Raw genomic sequence first — 17,735 nt, forward strand, 5'->3', positions numbered from 1 at the left:
TGTTCTGCAGACCGCCCACCTCGGCGCTCTGCTCGTCAGGAACTGCCGACACCGTGACCGCGCCCAGCTGTGACGCCAGGGCGCCGATCCCCAGGCCTGCCAGCAGCATCGGCCCCGTGACCACCTCGGGCCCGACGCCGACCTCGAGGGCCAGCATGAGCGACACGACCCCGGCGAAGAGCGACAGGAACCCCAGTCGCACGACCCGCCGGGGTGAGGCAAGGGGGAAGAACTTCGGCACTCCGACCGCGGCCAGCAGCAGGGTCACGGACAGGGGCATGATCCGCAGTCCGGTCTCGATGGCCGAGAGCCCGAGGGCCACCGAGAGGAAGAGGGGCACCGCGAAGAACAGGCCCGCCTGCAGGAGGTACTGGAAGAAGAACGACGTCAGGCCACCGCGCAGCAGCTTGTTCTCGAGCATCGCGGGGTCGATCAGCGCTGCCTCACCTCGTGCGAGTCGGCGGCGCTCCCAAGCGAGGAACCCGCGCAGGACGAGGCCGCCGGCGATGACGAGCCAGACCACGGGCGACAGGCCCAGCCAGGACGGCGCGGACGGCTTGGGGTTGACGAAGCCCCAGCTGCCGCCCTGGAGGATGCCGAAGACGACCAGTCCGAGGCCGGCCGCCGACAGCGCCGTGCCGGTGAGGTCCAGGTGCGCGCTGCGGTCCGGCTCGACGTCCGCCATCCTCCGGGCCAGGACCAGGATGCCCAGGACGATGACCACCTCACCGGCGAAGACCCATCGCCAGGAGGCGTACGTGGTCATCAGGCCGCCGATCAAGGGCCCGGCTGCCACGGCGATCGCGCCCGAGGCCGCGACCAGGCCGTACGCGCGGGGCCGGTCCGCGCGGCCGAAGTTCGACGCCACCAGCGCCACGATGGCCGGCATGATCAGCGCGGCGCCCATGCCCTCGAGAAGGGACCAGCCGAGCAGCAGCACCGGCAGGCTGGGGGCGAGCGCCGTGGTGAACGAGCCGGCGCCGTAGATGACGCAGCCGATCGCGAAGGCTCTCTTGCGCCCGAGGATCTGCCCGATCTTCCCGCCGGTGATCATCAGCGATGCCATCACCAGCGTGTACAGCGTGATGGCTGTCTGGATGCCCGTCACCGTGGTGCCGACGTCCTCGGCGACCGTCGCGATCGACACGTTCATGACCGAGCTGTCCAGCGTCATGAGGAACTGGGCGGAGGCCAGCGTCACCAGGACCGTGCTCGCGGCGGCAGCGGCCACCTCTGCGGCCGGCGGGGGAGTGGCGGTGTCCACGACCAGGCTCCTCTCGACCGGTGCGCGCGTCTCGAGGAGCAGCGACCGTCCAGGCGTCGCAGGGTCCGCTCGAGTGCGAGGCGCACGCGGTGGTTGCGACCCAGAGTGCACCCTGCCGCAGGGGCCCTGCCTCACCCACCGCGGGGGATGACGGGTAGGGGCCACCCGGGCCACCCGGGCTGCCCGTGGCAGGCCGGGGGGATTCATCCGCCGCAGGCGATGCCAGGGGGGAGGCCACCGCACAGGATGTGGTCGTGGCGCCCATCGAGCCGTCGTCGGCACCGCCGGACCCCTCGGCCCGGCGAGACCCGTCCGCCCTGCCGGTCGACCTCGTCCTCGGCGCCTCCGCGCTGTCCGTGGCCCTGGCGACGACGGCCGCGCGACGCATGGGCTCGGTGGCGCGTCCCGTCGTCCGCCGGGCTGCCCGCGCGGCGCCCGGAGTGCCACCACGGTTCCAGCCGGAGCGGCTCCTGTCCTCGGTGACCTCGCGGGGGGCCTCGCGCCGTGCGGCCCTGGGGGCCGATCTCTCCCGTGTGCTCGATGCCGTCGTCCCCTGGGCCGCCGACCAGGCGCTGCGTCGCCTCAGGTTGACCGACGTGGTGCTGGAGCACGTCGACCTCGACGCGGTGGTCGCCGCAGTCGACGTCGAGGCGGTGCTGGACCGGGTGGACCTGACCGCGGTGGTGCTGCAGCGGGTGGACCTCGACGCGCTGGTGAACGCCGTCATCGCGCACGTTGACCTCATCGGCCTCGCGGAGGAGGTCATCGACGGGGTGGACCTGCCTGAGATCATCCGCGAGTCGACGGGCTCGATGGCCTCGGACGCCGTCCGGGGCGCCCGCCTGCAGGGGATCGCGGCGGACGAGGCTGTGGGACGAGCGGTGGACCGGCTGCTCCTTCGACGGAAGAGCAGGCACCCGGCGCACGTCCTCGGGGGGCCGAGCGGCCACGAGCCCGTGGAGGGCGCGACGCCCCGGCCGCCCGACGGAACCCGCTGAGGCGGCGATGTCGCAGGGCGGGGTGTCCCCACTCCCGCCTGAGGCGCGCGCCCACCAGGGGCAGCGGGCGGGCCTCGTCACGCGCATCGTGGCCGCGGGGATCGACGGCCTGCTGGTCGGCCTCGTGCTGCTCCTCGGGTATGCCGGTTTCGCCGGCTTCCTCTTCCTCATCGACCCGCGCGGGTTCAGCTTCCCGGAGATGGGTCTGTTCCTCAGCCTCACGTCGGCGTTCGTGGTGCTCGTCATCTACCTGACGATCTCCTGGTGGATCAGCGGGCGCACCTACGGGGGGCTGGTCATGGGTCTGCGAGTCGTGGGGCGCGAGGGAGAGAACCTCCGCCTCGTCGGGGCCCTGCTGCGCGCCCTCTGCTGCTCGGTGTTCCCGGTCGGGCTGCTGTGGGCCGCCGTCAACCAAGAGAACCGGTCGGTGCAGGACGTGCTGTTGCGCACCTCGGTGGTCTATGACTGGCAGCCACGGTCGGCGCACCGAGAGGAGCCCCAACCCGGTTCCTCGCCGTGAACAGGCACGGCCCGTCGTCGACGAGCACGGGCTGACGAGGCGCGTCCGACGGCTGCGTCGTCAGGACACGTGTCCGTGAGGCGGGTTCGTCGTCCCGGGTGCCCACCCGTCGAATGCCCAGGATCGTCAGACCTCGTGCCTGGAGCATGGCTGCGATCTCGGGAACGGCCTCGGCGCCGTGCACCGCGAGGAGGAACACGCTGGAGGCGGTGGCGCGACGGACCCCCAGGTCGGCGAACGTGGCGAGGTAGGCCTGCCCGAACTCGCCCGGCAGGGCAACCTCGTAGGAGAAGCCCGTTCGACGGTTCATGCCCTGTCTCCTCGTTCGGGCTCTGGGGCCTCGTCGACGCCGAGGGAGAGATCGGGGACGCGGCGGACCTCGACGACATCGAGGCCCAGGGCCCGCAGCCGCTCGAGCAGGCCGTAGAGCGCCGTCTGGTCGGCGACTCCGTACAGGACGGTGTTGACCTGGTCCTGGGCGACCCTGACGGCTCCCATGTCCCTGAGGTCCTCCTCCGGTACGGTTCCCGCCACGCGGATCTCGTACATCGACTGAGCCATGGAGGTACTCCGTTCAAAAGCGTCGTACCCGAACGCTCGCAAAGGGACGGGTTCGCAGCGTCATCCCTGAGGGGTGAACCACGCGTGGCACGGCGGTGAATCGCCGGGACAGCTGCCCACCGGCGTCGACGAGACCGGTCGCCTCGTCTCTTGTGACGAGACCCGCCCTGCCTGTTCAGGACCTTCGACCCTTTGGAGGAACGGCGGCGTGTGGTGGCGTGGGGATGCGCGTCTTTGTGTCCGTGCTCGGGAGGACATTCGTGTCACCACGACCTACATCAGCGACCAGGATGACCGGGGGACCATCGTCCCCGACGGCCGGCATCCCGGCGGTGCACAGCGGGCCCGGGTCGGCCGGGGTCGCCGGTGTGGTCGAGCGGCCCCGGCTGGTCGAGCTCGTGCGTCGTGGGCTTCGCGGGCCCTTCACGCTGGTGACCGCACCGGCCGGCTACGGCAAGTCCGTGCTCGTGCGCGCGTGGGAAGCGGAGGACCGGCCGAGCGGCGTGGTCCACACCCGACTGACAGAGGCGCCTTCGTCCGCGGCGTACTTCTGGGCCATGGCGATCGAGGAGATGCGACGCGCGGGTGTCGACCTCCAGCGCGACGGCGCCACCGGAGCAGGGGACCGGAGCGGTCCGAGGACGCTCGCCCGCGTGGCCGAGCGCATCCGCGCCCACGGGCGCCCCCTCGTCTGGGTTCTCGACTGCGGCGAGCACTCCCTGCCCCGTGCAGTCACGGACGGTCTGGACCGCCTCATGTCGCTGTCTGGCGGTGCGCTGCACCTGGTGCTGACGACCCGGATCGACCCGCTCCTGCCGCTCCACCGTTATCGGCTGGACGACGCCATCACCGAGATCCGGGCGGCCGACCTGGCCTTCAGCGCCGACGAGACGTCCGCGCTGATGCAGCAGGCCGGGCTCGCCCTCGCGCCCAGGGACGTCGACAAGCTGCGTACCCGCACCGGCGGATGGCCTGCCGGCCTGAGGTTCGCGGCCATGAGCTTGGCGGGCCGCGCCGACATCGAGCACGCCATCGACGCGTTCCGAGGGGACACCGACAACGTCGCCGAGTACCTCATGAGCGAGGTCCTGGCGACGCAGCCGGCGGCGGTGCGGGAGCTCCTGCTGCGGACGTGTGTCGTGGACGAGCTGCAGCCCGGTGTCGTGGAGGCTCTCACGGGTGACCACTGTGACGCGCGTGTGCTCCGCTTCCTGGCGCACGGCAACTCGTTCATCGAGCCGGTGCAGGGGAGTGACGACCGATACCACTACCAGCCGCTCTTCAGGGAGTTCCTCCGCAGCCAGCTGGCCTTCGAGAGGCCCGCGCTCGTGCCGGAGCTCCACCGCGCTGCGGCCGAGTGGTACGCCCAGCACGGACAGCTGCCCTCGGCCATCAGCCACGCGGCGCTGGGGGAGGACTGGGCCATGGCGGCGCGGTTCGTGGTCAACGGGTTCTGCTACGCCAGCGAGCTGTCGCGTCGCCAGCCCACGCCGTTGCCCACCGTGCTCGCGCACCTTCCCGCTGACCTCGAGGTGCCGGAGGCGGGGGTGACGCGCGCCCTGTTCGCGCTGCGGGAGCTCGACGCTGACCGCGCGGCCTCCGAGCTCGCCCTGGCTGGGAAGCTGCTGGAACGGGACGGGCGTCACCTCCCGCAGCCCTGCGCACTGGCCGTGGTGGTGCTGGACGCGGTGGTGGCCGGCCTGGGGGAGGACCCGGAGGCAGGCCTGACCGCTGCTGTCGCGGCGGAGTCGGCGCTCCACCTCCAGCCCGTCCACGACCCGGTCGCCCATGCGGAGCTCGCCGCCATCGTCGCCGGGTGCAAGGCGCGGATGCTCCTGCAGCTGGGGCGTTTCGGGCCGGCTCATGACGTCCTGGCCGCGGGTGTCAAGGCAGCACACGCGCAGGACCTCGACGGCGCGGTCGCAGAGCTGCAGGGCCTGGCCGCCCTCGTGAATGCGATGGCGGGGAACCTGCGCGAGGCCCTGGGGGTCGTACGGCGCCTTGTCACGACCGCGGACGGTGCTGGGAACGGACTGGTCTGCTCGTCTCGCGCGGCTGCCCTCGCGTTCGCGTGGGTCCGCCTGGACGAGTACGAGCTGACCGCTGCGCACGACCTGCTCCGCTGCGCTGAGGAGCTGGCGCCGTCCTACGACGCGAAGGTCCTGCACCAGGTCGAGACTCTGCTGAAGGCACGGCTGCTGGCAGCCCAGGACGAGCTCGACCTGGCGCGCGCCGAGCTCCAGGCAGTGCTGCCCGGGCAGTTCGACGCCCCTGTGAGGGCTTGGCTGGACCGCTCGCTGCTGGCGGACCTGGCAGCGCTCCTGATGGCCCAGGGTGATGCCGAGGGCGCCCTGGCGACCTTGGGCGACATCGGCGGGTGCGACCACATCGAGTGCTCCCTCGCCGTTCGCCGGGCGTGGCTCGCTGCTGGCAGTGGCGCGGAGGTGGCGATGCCGTCCCGTCCGGCGCAGAGCAGGGCGGACCCTCTCGCCGTCCGTGTCGGCAGCTGGCTGGCCCGGGCGATGAGCGAGCTTCACGACGGGGACGCAGCGGCTGCCCAGGGCTGCCTCGAGTCGGCCCTTCACCTGGCCGCTCCCGAGCACCTCCGCAGGCCCTTCCTCGAGGCGCCGGACGAGATCCGCCAGCTACTCGACCGCGGCAAGCTGGCAGCCGGTCACCGGTGGCTCCAGGTGAGGGTCCCCGCGGCACGGGCGGGGTCTGCCTCGTCGGCAGCACCGGAGCCCGGCGAGCACCGACAGCCCAGGGAGAGCGACGTCGCGGCAGGACAGGCCCCCATCGTGATCCCGTTGACCAAGAAGGAGCAGGAGGTGCTCGGCTACCTGGCCGAGCTGCTCACCACCGAGGAGATCGCCAGCACGATGTTCGTGTCCGTGAACACCGTGCGGAGCCATGTGCGCAGCATCCTGCGCAAGCTCGGGGTGACCCGGCGCAACGAGGCGGTGCGCCGCGCGTGGGAGCTGCGGCTGCTCCCGTCGCCGAACGCCGCGTGAGGAGCCGGCCCGCAGAGTCATCCGCTGGAGATGACGTGGTGGGGCATTGAGGCCATGACACTTCCCTTGAAGCGGTTGCGACAAGGGAAGGATCTGGAATGTCATTCTGGGACATCGTCTGGTTCATCATCATCACGTTCGCGTTCATGGCCTACCTCATGGTGCTGTTCCACATCATGGCCGACCTGTTCCGCGACAGTGAGACATCCGGCTTCGTCAAGGCGGTGTGGATCATCGCCCTGATCTTCCTGCCCCTCCTGACGTCGCTGATCTACCTCATCGTCCGCGGCAAGGGCATGACCGAGCGCGCACAGAGGGACGCCGAGTTCATCAAGAAGCAGCAGGACGCCTACATCCGCGAGGTCGCCGGTTCATCATCGGCCAACACCCCCGCGGACCAGATCGCCCAGGCCCGCAAGCTGCTCGACTCCGGGGCGATCTCGCAGGCGGAGTACGATCAGCTCAAGGCCAAAGCCCTGGTCTGACGCCCGCTCGCGATGGGTCTGGCCCTCCGGCCAACGGAGGGCCAGACCCTTGTTGCGTGCGGGCAAGTGTTGCGTACGGGCAAGTGTTGCGTGCGTGCATCGCCGTCTCATGCCGCTGCAGGCCGGGCTCACAGGCGGAAGCCCACGCACGCGGGCGGCGTTGTCCAGGCGCGCTGTTCGCCGTCCCGATGCGTCAGCTGCTCGCCGTCCCGATGCGTCACCCGGCGAGGATCCGGGCCTTCTGGGCCGCGAACTCCTCTTCGGTCAGGACGCCCTGCGCCTTCAGGTCACCGAGGGCCTTGAGCTGCTCGAGCATGTCGCTGGTGCCGCCCGACGCCGCTGGCGCCGCTGGCGCCGCGGGGGCCGGCGCGGGTGGAGGCGGCGCGAACTGCTGCTGGTAGGCCTCCTGACGCGCGGCTGCCGTCTGCGCGTCCTGCTCGGCGAACTTGGCAGCCTGGCGCCGCTGCACACGGCCGTTGACCGCGGAGGCGGTGCCGGCGATCGCCGCCGTCCTGGCGATGCCTCGAATGAGTCCTGGCATGTCTCCTCCTCAGGATGTGGCTTCTCAGGGTGTCGCTTCCAGCTCCAAGGACTCCAGCGCAGCCATGACGTCCTGCGCGGGGATGCGTCCACCCGCGATGAGCTCGCCGCCGGCCTCCCTGGCGGCTGCCACGAACGGGATGGCCCAGGCGTTCTCGTAGACGATGAGGGCGGCGACCGTGCCCGGGCGCATCGCGCCGGCGGCCTCACGCATGTCGTCCTCGCTCAGCAGGCCGGAGCGGGCCCAGGAGAGGTCGGCGAAACCACCGACCTGGTCCTGGGAGCCCGGGGCGACTTCGAGGCCGTAGACCGAGCCGTCCTCCGCCTTGCCCACGATGAGGAGGTCGTACACCCAGATGATCCCGCGCTCCACGAGGTTCACCAGCTCCTGCGCCGTCCGGCCGGTCAGGCGGTTGCCGGTGAACTCGATCACGACGAAGTCGATGGGGCCATGGACATCGACGCCGGATGCATCGTTCATGTGGTTCTCACCCTCCTTCAGGACGGGGGTCGCACGCCGGTCTCCGGCGGTCCCCCAGTGGCCACCAGCCTTGCGCGAGAGGCGCCGGCGTTCATCACCCGCGCGGGATGAGGCTGGCGGCGTGCCGAGGGCCTAGGCATGGGTGATGCGCGGATCCCGCCCCGGTGGTGTGCGTCCGGCCGGTACAGTCCGAGGCATGGAAGCGGGGCGGCCCGACCTCCGCCCGCGGCTCCGGCGGGGCGACCTCGGCCGGGCCCTGCTCGGTCTGCTCGGGGCAAGCCTGGGTCTCCAGATTGCCTCGTGGCTCCTACCGGGTTTCGACGTCGGCGGCTGGGTCCAGGCGCTCGTCGCGGCCGTCCTGATCATGGTCGGTGGGGCGGTGCTGCGCCCCCTGCTGGTCCACGGAGCCGTCCTGCTGGGGTGGGTCGGCGCTGTCCTCCTGGGCCTCTTCGGCCAGGCGCTGGTCGTCTGGCTGATCCTCAGCTACTCCCTCGAGGCCGAGGTCACCGTGTGGACCTCGGTCCTGGCCGCCTGGATCGTCGCCGCGGTGTCCACCCTGTTCGTGTGGGTGGGGACCGCCGGCACCGACGAGGCCGTGACCGCGACGCTGCTGCGCCGGCGGCGCCGTGTCGGGCGAGACCGGGTGGAGGATCCGGGAATGCCCGGTGTGGTGTTCGTCCAGGCTGACGGAGTGCCCTTTCCCCTGCTCGAGTGGGGAGTGCGTGCTGGGACCCTCCCCACCCTCTCGCGCTGGGTGCGCGACGGTTCGCACCGGATGGTGGAGTGGACGCCCAAGCTGCCTGCCACGACTCCGGTGAGCCAGATGGGGATCCTGCACGGCACGATCGAGGGCATCCCGGCCTTCCGCTGGATCGACCGCGCGACAGGCAAGATCTTCGTGGCCAACCGGCCCAGCGACGCCGCCGCCATCGAGGCGGCACGCACGACCGGGCACGGCCTGCTCGCCGACGACGGCGTCTCCATCAGCAACCTCTTCACCGGCGACGCCCCGACCGTCTTCGCCACCATGAGCGCCGTGGGTCGCTCGCAGGAGGGGCGCGAGTCACGGCTGGCGATCTCGCAGTTCCTCGCCCGGCCGGAGGGTCTGGCCCGAGGGCTGTCGCGCACCCTCAGCGAGGTGGTCCGCGAGCGTTTCCAGGCGAGCCGGGCGCGCCGTCGCGGCATCCGCCCGCGTGTGCACCGCGGCTGGAGCTTCGCGCTCGAGCGCGCCGGGCTCAACGGCGTGCTGCGGGACCTCAACACGATGCTGGTGGCGGACTCCATGCTGCGCGGGCGGCGTGCCATCTACGTCGACTACGTCGACTACGACGCCGTGGCCCACCACGCGGGCATCATGCAGCCAGAGTCGCTGGCGGCACTCGAGGGCATCGACGCGGTGCTCACCCAGCTCGAGAAGGTGGCCGAGGTGGCTCCGCGCCCGTACCGCATCGTCGTCCTGTCGGACCACGGGCAGTCCCAGGGGGCGGTGTTCGCCGACCGGTACGGCGAGGACCTCGCGCGACTCGTCAGCCGCCTCTCGGACACCGAGGTCCTCGCGTCCGAGCGCAACACCGAGGGATCCAGCCAGCTCAGTGCCTTCCTCGCGTCCACCGGCGGCAGCGAGTCGGTCCTGGCCCGCGCCCTGGCGGGAGCCTCCGTGCGGCTGGCCCCCCCGGAGCCGGTGGAGGGGACGGTGGACGCCCGGGCCGGTGCCGCCGTCGAGCCGTCGGCGGAGGACGAGCGGTTCGTGGTCTTCGGGTCGGGCAACCTCGGGCTGGTCTATGTCGCCGGCGAGACCCGACGCGTGACGCTCGCGGAGCTGTCGTCGCGCTTCCCCGCGCTGGTACCCGGGCTGGTCGCCCACCCCGGGGTGGGCTTCGTCGTCGTCGACACCGAGGAGCACGGCCCCGTGGCGCTCGGCCGCACGGGCGAGCACCGCGTGCGGGACGGCGTCGTCGTGGGGGACGACCCGCTGGCCCGGTTCGGACCCCACGCACCGGAGTTCGTCCTGCGGGCGGCCCTGATGCCCGAGGCGCCGGACCTCTACGTCAACAGCCTGCTCGACGACCTCGGCGAGGTGGCGGCGTTCGAGGGGCTCGTCGGCTGCCACGGCGGCCTCGGGGGGTGGCAGGACCGCGCGATGCTCGTCTGGCCCACCGACCTGCCCGACCCGCGCGGCCCGATCGTCGGCGCCGACGCCCTGCACCGGGTCCTGGTCGGGTGGCTCGAGCACCTCGGCCACCGAGCCGAGCTGCCCTCGGTGCGTGTGCCGCGGGCGGACGACGTCGCGTAGCGCGCACACCGCGGCGGCCGCGCGTCATCAGACGTGGGACAGGACTCCGTCGAGGGGGCGAGGCGCGCGGGCGAGGTCGAGGCGCTCGACGAGCAGCCGGGCGTACTCGACCTTCCGGCCGGACCGCGTGCCGATGAAGCGGTGCAGCTGCTGCTCGGGGGAGCGGCCCTGCTGCGCCGGCTGCTGGCGGAACGTGCGCAGCGCTGCCCGCTCACCGGCGTCGTGGACCACCGCCTCGACGGCGGCGACACCGAGTGCCCGGATCAGCTCGTCCTCGAGGTCGGCCACGCACAGGTGGAAGCCACGGCGCTCCATCTGCTCGCGGGTCAGGTGCCGGCCGAGCCCGGCCCGCTCGAGACCGCGCCGGAAGTGGCGCTCCTCGGCGGCGTCGCAGAGCCCGGCGAGGCGCAGCCCCGCACCATCGGGCCCGAGCAGGTCGAGGAAGCGTCCGATGCTCGTGGCCCCGCCGATCGGCACGATCGCGACGCCCTCCGCCTCGAGGTCACGCCCACGGCGCACAGCCAGGGTCGCCACGGCGACCTGGTCGCTGGGCCCCTCGACCAGCACGACGGAGTGGGCGAGGCGAGCGGCAGCAAGGGCCTCGGCGGCGCGCAGCTCGGGTGACGCGGCCATGGCGCATCATGGCAGACCAGCCCGAGGCGAGGCAGCGGGTTTCGCGTCGATCAGTGGTCAGGCCGGGTCTGCGACATCGGCTGAACGGCCGAGGGGCGCATGGGTCGTTCGGGTGCTTGTGGATCCTGACCGGCGACCAACGGCCGTGGTGCCGTGACCCCGGTCGTGGCCAGACGTTGGCACGGCATGGTGACCATGCCGGACGACCCCGAGATCAACGACGAGGCTCTGGGTGCGGAGATCGAGCTCCTCGGGGAGATCATCACAGCGGCGACCGATGCCGACCGGCCGCTGACAGACGAGCAGCTCGACACGGCGCTCGGTGTGGGCCATGACGAGACGCGGGCCGGGTCGGCGGCGCTCGAGGGCGTGGCGACCGCCGACGGCACCGCGCCCTAGCGAACGCCGACCACGGGGGCCGAGCCGTCCCAGCCGCGGGCCACGGTCTGGCCGGCGGCCGCCCAGCCGCCGCGCCCGTTGCCCGCGTAGACCAACAGGCTGCCGTCGGGCCGCAGCGCCAGCACGTCCGAACGGCCGTCCCCGGTGCGGTCGCCTCCCGGGACGACGTGCGCGAACACGTGCCAACCCAGGCCGACCCTCCGGCCCGCGGCGGCCCAGCCACCCCGGCCGTTGCCGGCGTACAGCCAGAGGGTGCCGTCCGGCTTGCGGGCCAGCACGTCGGCCGCGCCGTCCCCGGTGAAGTCACCCGGCGAGAGGATCTCCGTGAACACCTGCCAGCCCAGGCCGATGCGGACTCCGGCGCGGAAGGTCCCAGCACCCGTCCCGGCGTAGAGCCACAGGGTGCCGTCGGGCTTGCGCGCCAGCACGTCGCCGGACCCGTCGCCGGAGAAGTCCGCCGCGCCGATGACCGTGTCGAAGACGTCCCAGCCCAGCCCGACGACCCGTCCTCCCGGATCCGCGGCCGAGGTGTGGAGCGCCAGGTCCCCGTTGGTCCGCCGGGTCAGCAGGTCGGGCCGGGCGTCTCCGTCAAGACCCTTCGACGCAGGCTCGGCCGAGTGGGGCCGCGTCATCCGGTACCACGTCAGGGCGTCCGTGACCCCCGTGCCCCGCAGGCCCTGGCGACCCTGCCACGACAGCAGCGACGTGCGGGTCGTCGAGGAGAACGAGCCGGACGCAGAGAGGCCGAGCGCACGCTGGAGCGCGGAGACGGCCGGCCCGGTCGAGCCCTGGCGCAGGTACATGCCCGAGTAGCCCACGAGCTGCCGGCCGAGCGACGAGGCGCCGGGCTTCGCCACCACCTTGGCGGGAGTGGTGCACCGTGTGAGGTTCGCGGAGGTCCGCGGTGGTGCCCAGTTCAGGTATGCCGTGCGGCAGGGGCCGTACTCGGGCTGCGCGACGGCCTTGGACCAGTACGACGAGCGCTTCATCGCACCGGCCCAGGAGAGCGAGATGTGCACGTGGTTGCGGTGGCAGGCGGTGTCGTAGGCCGTGCCCGCCTTCGCCGTGCTGAGGCAGCCGCTGTACTCCCGCCACCCTTCCTCAGGCCGGTAGGCGGACCACGTCTTGTTGTTCCAGATGAGGTACATGACGCCCAGGCGCCTGGCCACGGCGTGGGCGTTGCCGCGGGCGTCCTTCGCCAGCATCCAGCTCAGCGCCGCCGAGGCGTAGCCGCGCTGCGTGGTGTTCCGGGCGTTGACCATCCAGTCCACGGCACGGCCGTCGTAGTGCTCCGTCGTCGCCAGCGAGTCCGACCCGCAGGGCCGGGCGACGTGGAAGCTGGTGCCGGCGTACGTGCTCGTCAGGAGCGCGCCAAGCGCGGTGGCCCCGGGCTTCGCGGCAGCGTCGCACGAGTTGGCACCCACGTACGAGGCCAAGGCCTCGACGCCGGCGGGCAGGCCCGTGGGCGTGGGCGGCACCGGCGCAGCGGAGGCGGGCGAGGCCGTCGCCGTGGCCGCGGCGGTCGTCACCGTGACGGCCGCCGCGAGCAGGCGCAGCAGCACGAGGCGGGCAGTGGAACGGGGGGCGGAGGGCATGTCGGTCTCCAGGCGAAGCGGTGCGGGCCCGCTCACGGTAGGGCCGATTCGCACCTTCTGTCCCGCGTTTGTGGTGAAGTGCGTCCGTTCGGCCCAGGAGGAGCTCAGACCCGGCGTCCGGCGAGGAGGCGCTGGGCGTGGTTGCGCCACGCGCTGCTCGAGCACGAGGTGTAGTTGGTCCACGAGGCGCCCATCAACCTCGCCATGCAGTCCGCCGCCCGCTCCGCACCCGTCATCCCCGAGCCGCCGAACGCCGCGTTGAGGGCGCTCTTGGCCAGTCGCCACTGCCCCCCGTACACGCGCACGGTCACCACGTGGGCGTACTCGTGGCGGACGACGGAGTCCAGCAGGGACACCGGCACGGTGGGAGAGATGTAGATGTCGCTGGTGGCCAGGTCCGTCGTTCCGTAGTGCCCGTAGCGCGACGTGACGGTCCAGGTGATCCCCGACGACCGGTAGCCCGGGATGCGGCTGATCGCCGCGTTGAGGGCTGCCCAGCCCGTGGGGCCCCGGCTGGCCGAGGGTGGGCGCGGTGCCGGCTTCGGCGTGGGGGCAGCCCGTCGCGTGGCCGGAGGCCTGGTCGCAGTCGGTCTCGTCGGTGGTCGGGCCCTGGTGGCGGCGGGGGCGCGGGGCGTGGTGGTCGCCCGGGGCGGGGATGTCGCCGCTGTCGGCGTCGACCTCGTCGCCGGAGTCTCCGGGGCGGCCGTGCTGACCGGTGGAGCAGGGGCGGTGCGCGGCCTGGGCGTCGTCGGTGGCGCCGTGCCCGTGGGCGTGCCGGCCACCAGCCCCTGGCCGGGACCTGGGTCCCCGCCGAGAGTGAGGACGACGGCCAGTCCAGCGGCCACCGCACCGGAGACGAGCACCGCTGCGGCGCGGCGGTCCGTGGGGAGGGTCGGCAGCACGGGCGAGCCTCTCGGGGAGAACCGGCGTTGGGTGGTGGCGTCCGCGCCCGACGGGTCACGCGAGGGCGGACCGGGGGGCAGCCGCCGACGAGCTCACCGCCTGTGGGCGCAGCCCGGACTCGGGCCCGGCGGGTGTCCGTGCCACCGGGTTCCCTCTCTCCTCCGCCCTGTCCGCGGACGACGAACGGGGCTGGCGTTCAAAGTGTTTCGAGGCTAGGCAGCGGCGCGTCGGGCCGACACCGACCGTGGTTCTAGGACATGGACAGCAGTCGGTGGGAGCCGGTCCCCTCCATCCGGAGGAGGCGAGGCAACCCCGCTGGTGGAGTGCTGTCCAACGGGTCGTCCTCCAAGGGCCGCGGGGGCTACGGTCCGGGTAGGAGAAGGGAGCCGGCCATGGACGATCGACGCAGGGTGCTGGGCGCGGCGCACGACCTGGCGATCTCGTTCCTCGACTCGCTCGACGGTCGCCCCGTCTGGCCGAGGGCCGGCTACGAGCAGATGTGCCAAGCGCTCGGCGGTCCGCTTCCCGCGGCCCCGTCGGACCCGGTCGAGGTCCTGGCGGAGCTCGCGCGACGAGCCGACCCGGGGCTGGCCGGCATTCCCGGCGGCCGGTTCTTCGGGTTCGTCATCGGGGGCGAGCTGCCTGCCGCGCTGGGGGCCGACTGGCTGACTGGTGTGTGGGACCAGAACACCGGGCTCAACTCGCTGACCCCCGCCGCGGCGGCCGCGGAAAGCGTTGCCGGACAGTGGGTCGTCGAGGCGCTCGGCCTGCCCGCCGGCACGACGGCAGGCTTCGTCACCGGCGCGATGATGGCCAACTTCACCTGTCTGTCCGCCGCTCGCCACGCGGTGCTGGCGCGGCAGGGCTGGGACGTCAACCGCCGCGGGCTGGGCGGGGCTCCTCCCGTGCGGGTCGCGGTCGGCCGGGACCGCCACGACACGATCGACCTCGCGGTGCGCTACCTCGGCCTCGGGCAGCAGGCCGTCGTCGAGGTGGACAGCGACGAGCAGGGCAGGCTCCGGCCCGAGTCACTCGCCGCCGCGCTCGACCACGGGTCCGGGCCCGTGATCGTGTGCCTGCAGGCGGGGGAGGTGCACACCGGGGCCTTCGATCCCTTCGACGAGGCGATCGAGGTCGCTCGCCGCCACGGGGCCTGGGTGCACGTCGACGGCGCCTTCGGGCTCTGGGCCGCGGCCAGTCCGCGGTTCGGCCACCTGACGTCCGGCCTGGCCGAGGCAGACTCGTGGGCGACTGACGCGCACAAGACGCTGAGCGTGCCCTATGACTGCGGGCTCGCCCTGGTCCGCGAGGAGGCAGCGCTGGTCGCCTCCTTCGGGGTGGAGGCCGACTACCTCATCGGGGGCACCGGTGACCCGATGGAGCGCGTGCCGGAGCTCTCCCGCCGGGCACGCGGGTTCCCCGTCTGGGCGGCCCTGAGGAGCCTCGGGACGGAGGGCCTCGCGGCCCTGGTCGAGCAGCTCTGCGACCGTGCCGCACGGATGGCCAAGGGGCTGGCACGGATCCCGGGGGTGGAGGTTGTCAACGACGTCGCCTTCACCCAGGTCCTCGCAGCCTTCGGTGACGACGCGCGCACGGTCGAGGCCGGGCGCCGGCTGCTGGCCGACGGCACGGCGGCGTTCACCCCGGCCAGCTGGCGGGGGCGCGCGGTGCAGCGGTGCTCGGTGTCCAGCTGGGCGACCACCCCCGACGACGTGGATCGCACCCTGGAGGCGGTCCGGCGGGTCGCCGAGGCCCTCTGAGCCGAGCCGGCCCCGCCGCGAGCCCGCGCCCGAGCGGCCCGCGGGACGGTCAGCCGTGGCCTCCCTCGGGGGACGAGGGCGTCTCCTCGGGCAGGGGCGCTTCGTCCTCCCCCCGCCTGCGCTGCCGGACCCTGCGCACGGCCAGCCAGACCAGCGCGAGCAGTGCCACTGCCACCACCGCCCGGCTGACCGGCGCGGCATACCGCTCCACGGCGGTGTAGTTCTCCTGCAGCCGGTACCCGAGGAAGATGAACACGCCGTTCCACACCCCGCTGCCCACGGCGGTCAGCAGGGTGAAGCGCCAGAGAGGCATGCCGGTCAGCCCGGCCGGCACCGAGACGATGGAGCGGATGAGCGGGACGCAGCGGCCGACGAGCACGAGCACCTCGCCGTGCTCGAGGAACAGGCGGTGCCCGCGCTCGAGGTCGCGCTGCCCGAACAGCAGGAACCACCGGCGTCCCGCGAGGTGGTGGAGGCGCTCATAGCTCAGCAGGACACCGAGTCCGTACAGCAGGTAGGCGCCCGCGAGGGCACCGAGGGTGGCGGCCAGCCAGGCCAGCCAGGGGTTGATCCGGCCCTGGGCCGCAGCGAACCCCGCAAAGGGCAGCACCACCTCGGACGGGATCGGCGGGACCACGCTCTCGAGGGCGATCAGGAGGCCGACCCCCACCTCGCCGATGCTCTCGATCAGGCCGAGGGCGGCCTCGACCACGCTGTCCATGGGCCCCAGCCTACGGACCGAGCCTCACGAACGCGGTCGCGCCCGACCCAGCCAGCGCCTGACCCGGCGGTGCGGGAGCTTGCGCCAGGCGCTGCGGAAGACCCGCTCCGACCTGTCGGCCCGCTGCTGCTCCAGGGCGTGCAGGCGGCCGTAGGTGAAGGCGTTCTCACCGCTGAGGTGGGCCTGCACCCCGAGCTCGCGCAGCCGGCTGCGCGCGACGACGGAGTCCTGGAACTCGCCGAGCGCCTCCTGCAGGGCCTCCGCACGCCGCGCGAGCTTCGCGGCCCGGGGGCCGAGAGCAGGCTCGGCGCACTCCGCGGCATACCGGAGCCTCTTGGCCTTCTTCCTCGCCTCGTGGAGCGCGGCGTCCCGGGAGGCGGGGTCCTCGGCACGGTCGACCGCCTGCACCGCGTGGCGCAGCCGTTTCGCGTCCCTGGCCAGCAGCCGCGGCTCGAGCTCGCTCGCGGCACGGCCTGCGTCCTCGGTGTACTCCGGTGCGTCCGCGAGGTCGTCCAGGGCGTCGAGGAGGCGGAAGTAGCGCTCGGAGTCCAACGCCGCCTGCGCCTCGGCCTGCCCGGCGCGGAACTCAGCGGTGAGCTCCGCGTCGATGCGCTCGGCCACCGGTCCGATCACGAGGTCCGGCGGCTCGGCGCCGAGGACCCCGTCGAGGTGGGCCTGGAGGACCTGGGCGTCCCGGGCGCGCCCGAGCGCCTGGCCGAACCACTTCAGCTCCGCGCGCAGGCGCTCGGTGCGGGCCCGGTCCACGAGCAGGCGGCGGTGGGTCGCCAGGGCCGAGCGCAGGCGTCGGGCGGCGACCCTCATCTGGTGGACCGAGTCCGGGGCGTCGGCCCGCACCCCCCTGTCGTTGGTCACCAGCCGCTCGACCTGTGCGGCGACGTAGGCGGTGAGCACCTCGCCCGCGGTGGCACCGGCCGCCGCCGCGGAGCCGACGGCCGCCGCGGTGGGGCCCTCGCGGCCGAGTGCCCGCTGGAGCTTCGAGCGGGCCGTGGCGGGGGTCGCGCCGGCAGCGAGCAGCGCGGCCTCGACCGCGTCCAGCACCGAGCGGTCGCCGTCGGTGAGCTCCACCTCCCACTCTCGCCACTGCACCTCGGGCTCCCCGGCGAGCAGTCGCTCGGCGGTCACTCGGTCGTCGCAGAGCTGGGCCACGACCTGCCCGTCCGGGCCGCGCAGCGGGTGCTCCACCCGGCGGGTGCTCAGCCGCGCCACGGGCACGAGGGGCCGGTCGCGCACCAGCGCGCGGATCGGCGCCAGCAGGGGGTCGGGAACGGGCTCGTCGTCGTCGCCCAGCCGGTGGTGGGCCTCGGTGCGCTCATCCGGGCCCGCGGGCAGCTTCAGGTGCCAGCCGGCGTCGGCGCCGCCGGTGCGGCGTCGAAGCGTGACTCCGTGGCGTGCGAGGTCGAGGTTCGCGGTGTCGTGGTACACGGCCACCAGGCCGACCTCGGCGCCCGGCTGGGTCAGGACGAGCCCACCCGGCACCGTCACGGACTCCACGGTGGTGGAGGTCGGCACGTCGTACTTGCGCTCGACCTCGACGTGCGCGGTGACCATGG

Annotated in this window: 16 protein-coding genes; 7 read left to right on the forward strand and 9 right to left on the reverse strand. The window is 73.0% G+C overall.

What is annotated here, in order from left to right:
* On the reverse strand, positions 1-1,264 hold a 1,264-nt coding region (locus VIB11_RS07180; RefSeq protein WP_332029778.1), incomplete at its 3' end, for an MFS transporter.
* Positions 1,265-1,518: 254 nt separating this feature from the next.
* Here VIB11_RS07180 and VIB11_RS07185 point away from each other — a divergent pair.
* Positions 1,519-2,262 (forward strand): hypothetical protein, encoded by a 744-nt coding sequence (locus VIB11_RS07185; RefSeq protein WP_332029780.1) that lies wholly within the window; start codon positions 1,519-1,521, stop codon positions 2,260-2,262.
* Positions 2,263-2,284: 22 nt separating this feature from the next.
* Positions 2,285-2,782, forward strand: coding sequence for an RDD family protein (locus VIB11_RS07190; protein ID WP_332029781.1), 498 nt, complete (start codon positions 2,285-2,287; stop codon positions 2,780-2,782).
* Positions 2,783-3,088: 306 nt separating this feature from the next.
* Here the strand turns inward: VIB11_RS07190 and VIB11_RS07195 are convergent, their stop codons facing one another.
* Positions 3,089-3,343: a hypothetical protein gene (locus VIB11_RS07195; protein WP_332029783.1), complete on the reverse strand. Its 255-nt coding sequence runs from the start codon at positions 3,341-3,343 to the stop codon at positions 3,089-3,091.
* 290 nt (positions 3,344-3,633) lie between these two features.
* On the opposite strand from VIB11_RS07195, the gene VIB11_RS07200 reads away from it, so the two are divergent.
* Both VIB11_RS07200 and VIB11_RS07205 read left to right on the forward strand, forming a co-directional pair.
* Positions 3,634-6,354, forward strand: coding sequence for a LuxR C-terminal-related transcriptional regulator (locus tag VIB11_RS07200; RefSeq protein ID WP_332029785.1), 2,721 nt, complete (start codon positions 3,634-3,636; stop codon positions 6,352-6,354).
* 98 nt (positions 6,355-6,452) lie between these two features.
* Entirely contained in the window at positions 6,453-6,839 is a 387-nt protein-coding gene (locus tag VIB11_RS07205) for an SHOCT domain-containing protein (protein WP_332029787.1), read from the forward strand.
* A 217-nt stretch (positions 6,840-7,056) separates the two neighbouring features.
* Here VIB11_RS07205 and VIB11_RS07210 read toward each other — a convergent pair whose 3' ends face one another.
* Together VIB11_RS07210 and VIB11_RS07215 are read right to left on the reverse strand one after the other, a co-directional pair.
* Entirely contained in the window at positions 7,057-7,380 is a 324-nt protein-coding gene (locus VIB11_RS07210) for an SHOCT domain-containing protein (protein ID WP_332029789.1), read from the reverse strand.
* A 24-nt stretch (positions 7,381-7,404) separates the two neighbouring features.
* A complete protein-coding gene (locus tag VIB11_RS07215) occupies positions 7,405-7,860 on the reverse strand; it encodes a DUF6325 family protein (RefSeq protein ID WP_332029791.1) in 456 nt (151 codons plus the stop codon).
* Between the two features lie 196 nt (positions 7,861-8,056).
* Between VIB11_RS07215 and VIB11_RS07220 the strand changes: the two genes are divergently transcribed.
* Positions 8,057-10,153, forward strand: coding sequence for a phage holin family protein (locus tag VIB11_RS07220; protein WP_332029793.1), 2,097 nt, complete (start codon positions 8,057-8,059; stop codon positions 10,151-10,153).
* A 27-nt stretch (positions 10,154-10,180) separates the two neighbouring features.
* Here VIB11_RS07220 and VIB11_RS07225 read toward each other — a convergent pair whose 3' ends face one another.
* Positions 10,181-10,786, reverse strand: a complete 606-nt coding sequence (locus VIB11_RS07225; RefSeq protein WP_332029795.1) for an ATP-dependent endonuclease — start codon at positions 10,784-10,786, stop codon at positions 10,181-10,183.
* 186 nt (positions 10,787-10,972) lie between these two features.
* Between VIB11_RS07225 and VIB11_RS07230 the strand changes: the two genes are divergently transcribed.
* Positions 10,973-11,185: a hypothetical protein gene (locus VIB11_RS07230; protein WP_332029797.1), complete on the forward strand. Its 213-nt coding sequence runs from the start codon at positions 10,973-10,975 to the stop codon at positions 11,183-11,185.
* Here the strand turns inward: VIB11_RS07230 and VIB11_RS07235 are convergent.
* Both VIB11_RS07235 and VIB11_RS07240 read right to left on the reverse strand, forming a co-directional pair.
* Positions 11,182-12,780 carry an FG-GAP-like repeat-containing protein gene (locus VIB11_RS07235; RefSeq protein WP_332029799.1) on the reverse strand — a complete coding sequence of 533 codons (1,599 nt, stop codon included), beginning with the start codon at positions 12,778-12,780 and terminating at the stop codon, positions 11,182-11,184. The two genes, VIB11_RS07230 and VIB11_RS07235, sit on opposite strands and share 4 nt — an antisense overlap.
* Positions 12,781-12,884: 104 nt before the next feature.
* Positions 12,885-13,682: a hypothetical protein gene (locus VIB11_RS07240; RefSeq protein WP_332029800.1), complete on the reverse strand. Its 798-nt coding sequence runs from the start codon at positions 13,680-13,682 to the stop codon at positions 12,885-12,887.
* Between the two features lie 393 nt (positions 13,683-14,075).
* On the opposite strand from VIB11_RS07240, the gene VIB11_RS07245 reads away from it, so the two are divergent.
* Positions 14,076-15,443, forward strand: coding sequence for a pyridoxal phosphate-dependent decarboxylase family protein (locus tag VIB11_RS07245; protein WP_332029803.1), 1,368 nt, complete (start codon positions 14,076-14,078; stop codon positions 15,441-15,443).
* Positions 15,444-15,492: 49 nt separating this feature from the next.
* Here VIB11_RS07245 and VIB11_RS07250 read toward each other — a convergent pair whose 3' ends face one another.
* Both VIB11_RS07250 and VIB11_RS07255 read right to left on the reverse strand, forming a co-directional pair.
* A complete protein-coding gene (locus VIB11_RS07250; RefSeq protein ID WP_332029804.1) occupies positions 15,493-16,164 on the reverse strand; it encodes a DedA family protein in 672 nt (223 codons plus the stop codon).
* A gap of 24 nt (positions 16,165-16,188) precedes the next feature.
* On the reverse strand, positions 16,189-17,733 hold the full coding sequence (locus tag VIB11_RS07255; RefSeq protein WP_332029806.1) for a CYTH and CHAD domain-containing protein: 1,545 nt from the start codon (positions 17,731-17,733) through the stop codon (positions 16,189-16,191).
* Positions 17,734-17,735 lie beyond the last annotated feature (2 nt).

Source organism: Pedococcus sp., from assembly GCF_036554925.1.
In the GTDB taxonomy this organism is placed as follows: Bacteria; Actinomycetota; Actinomycetes; order Actinomycetales; family Dermatophilaceae; genus Pedococcus_A.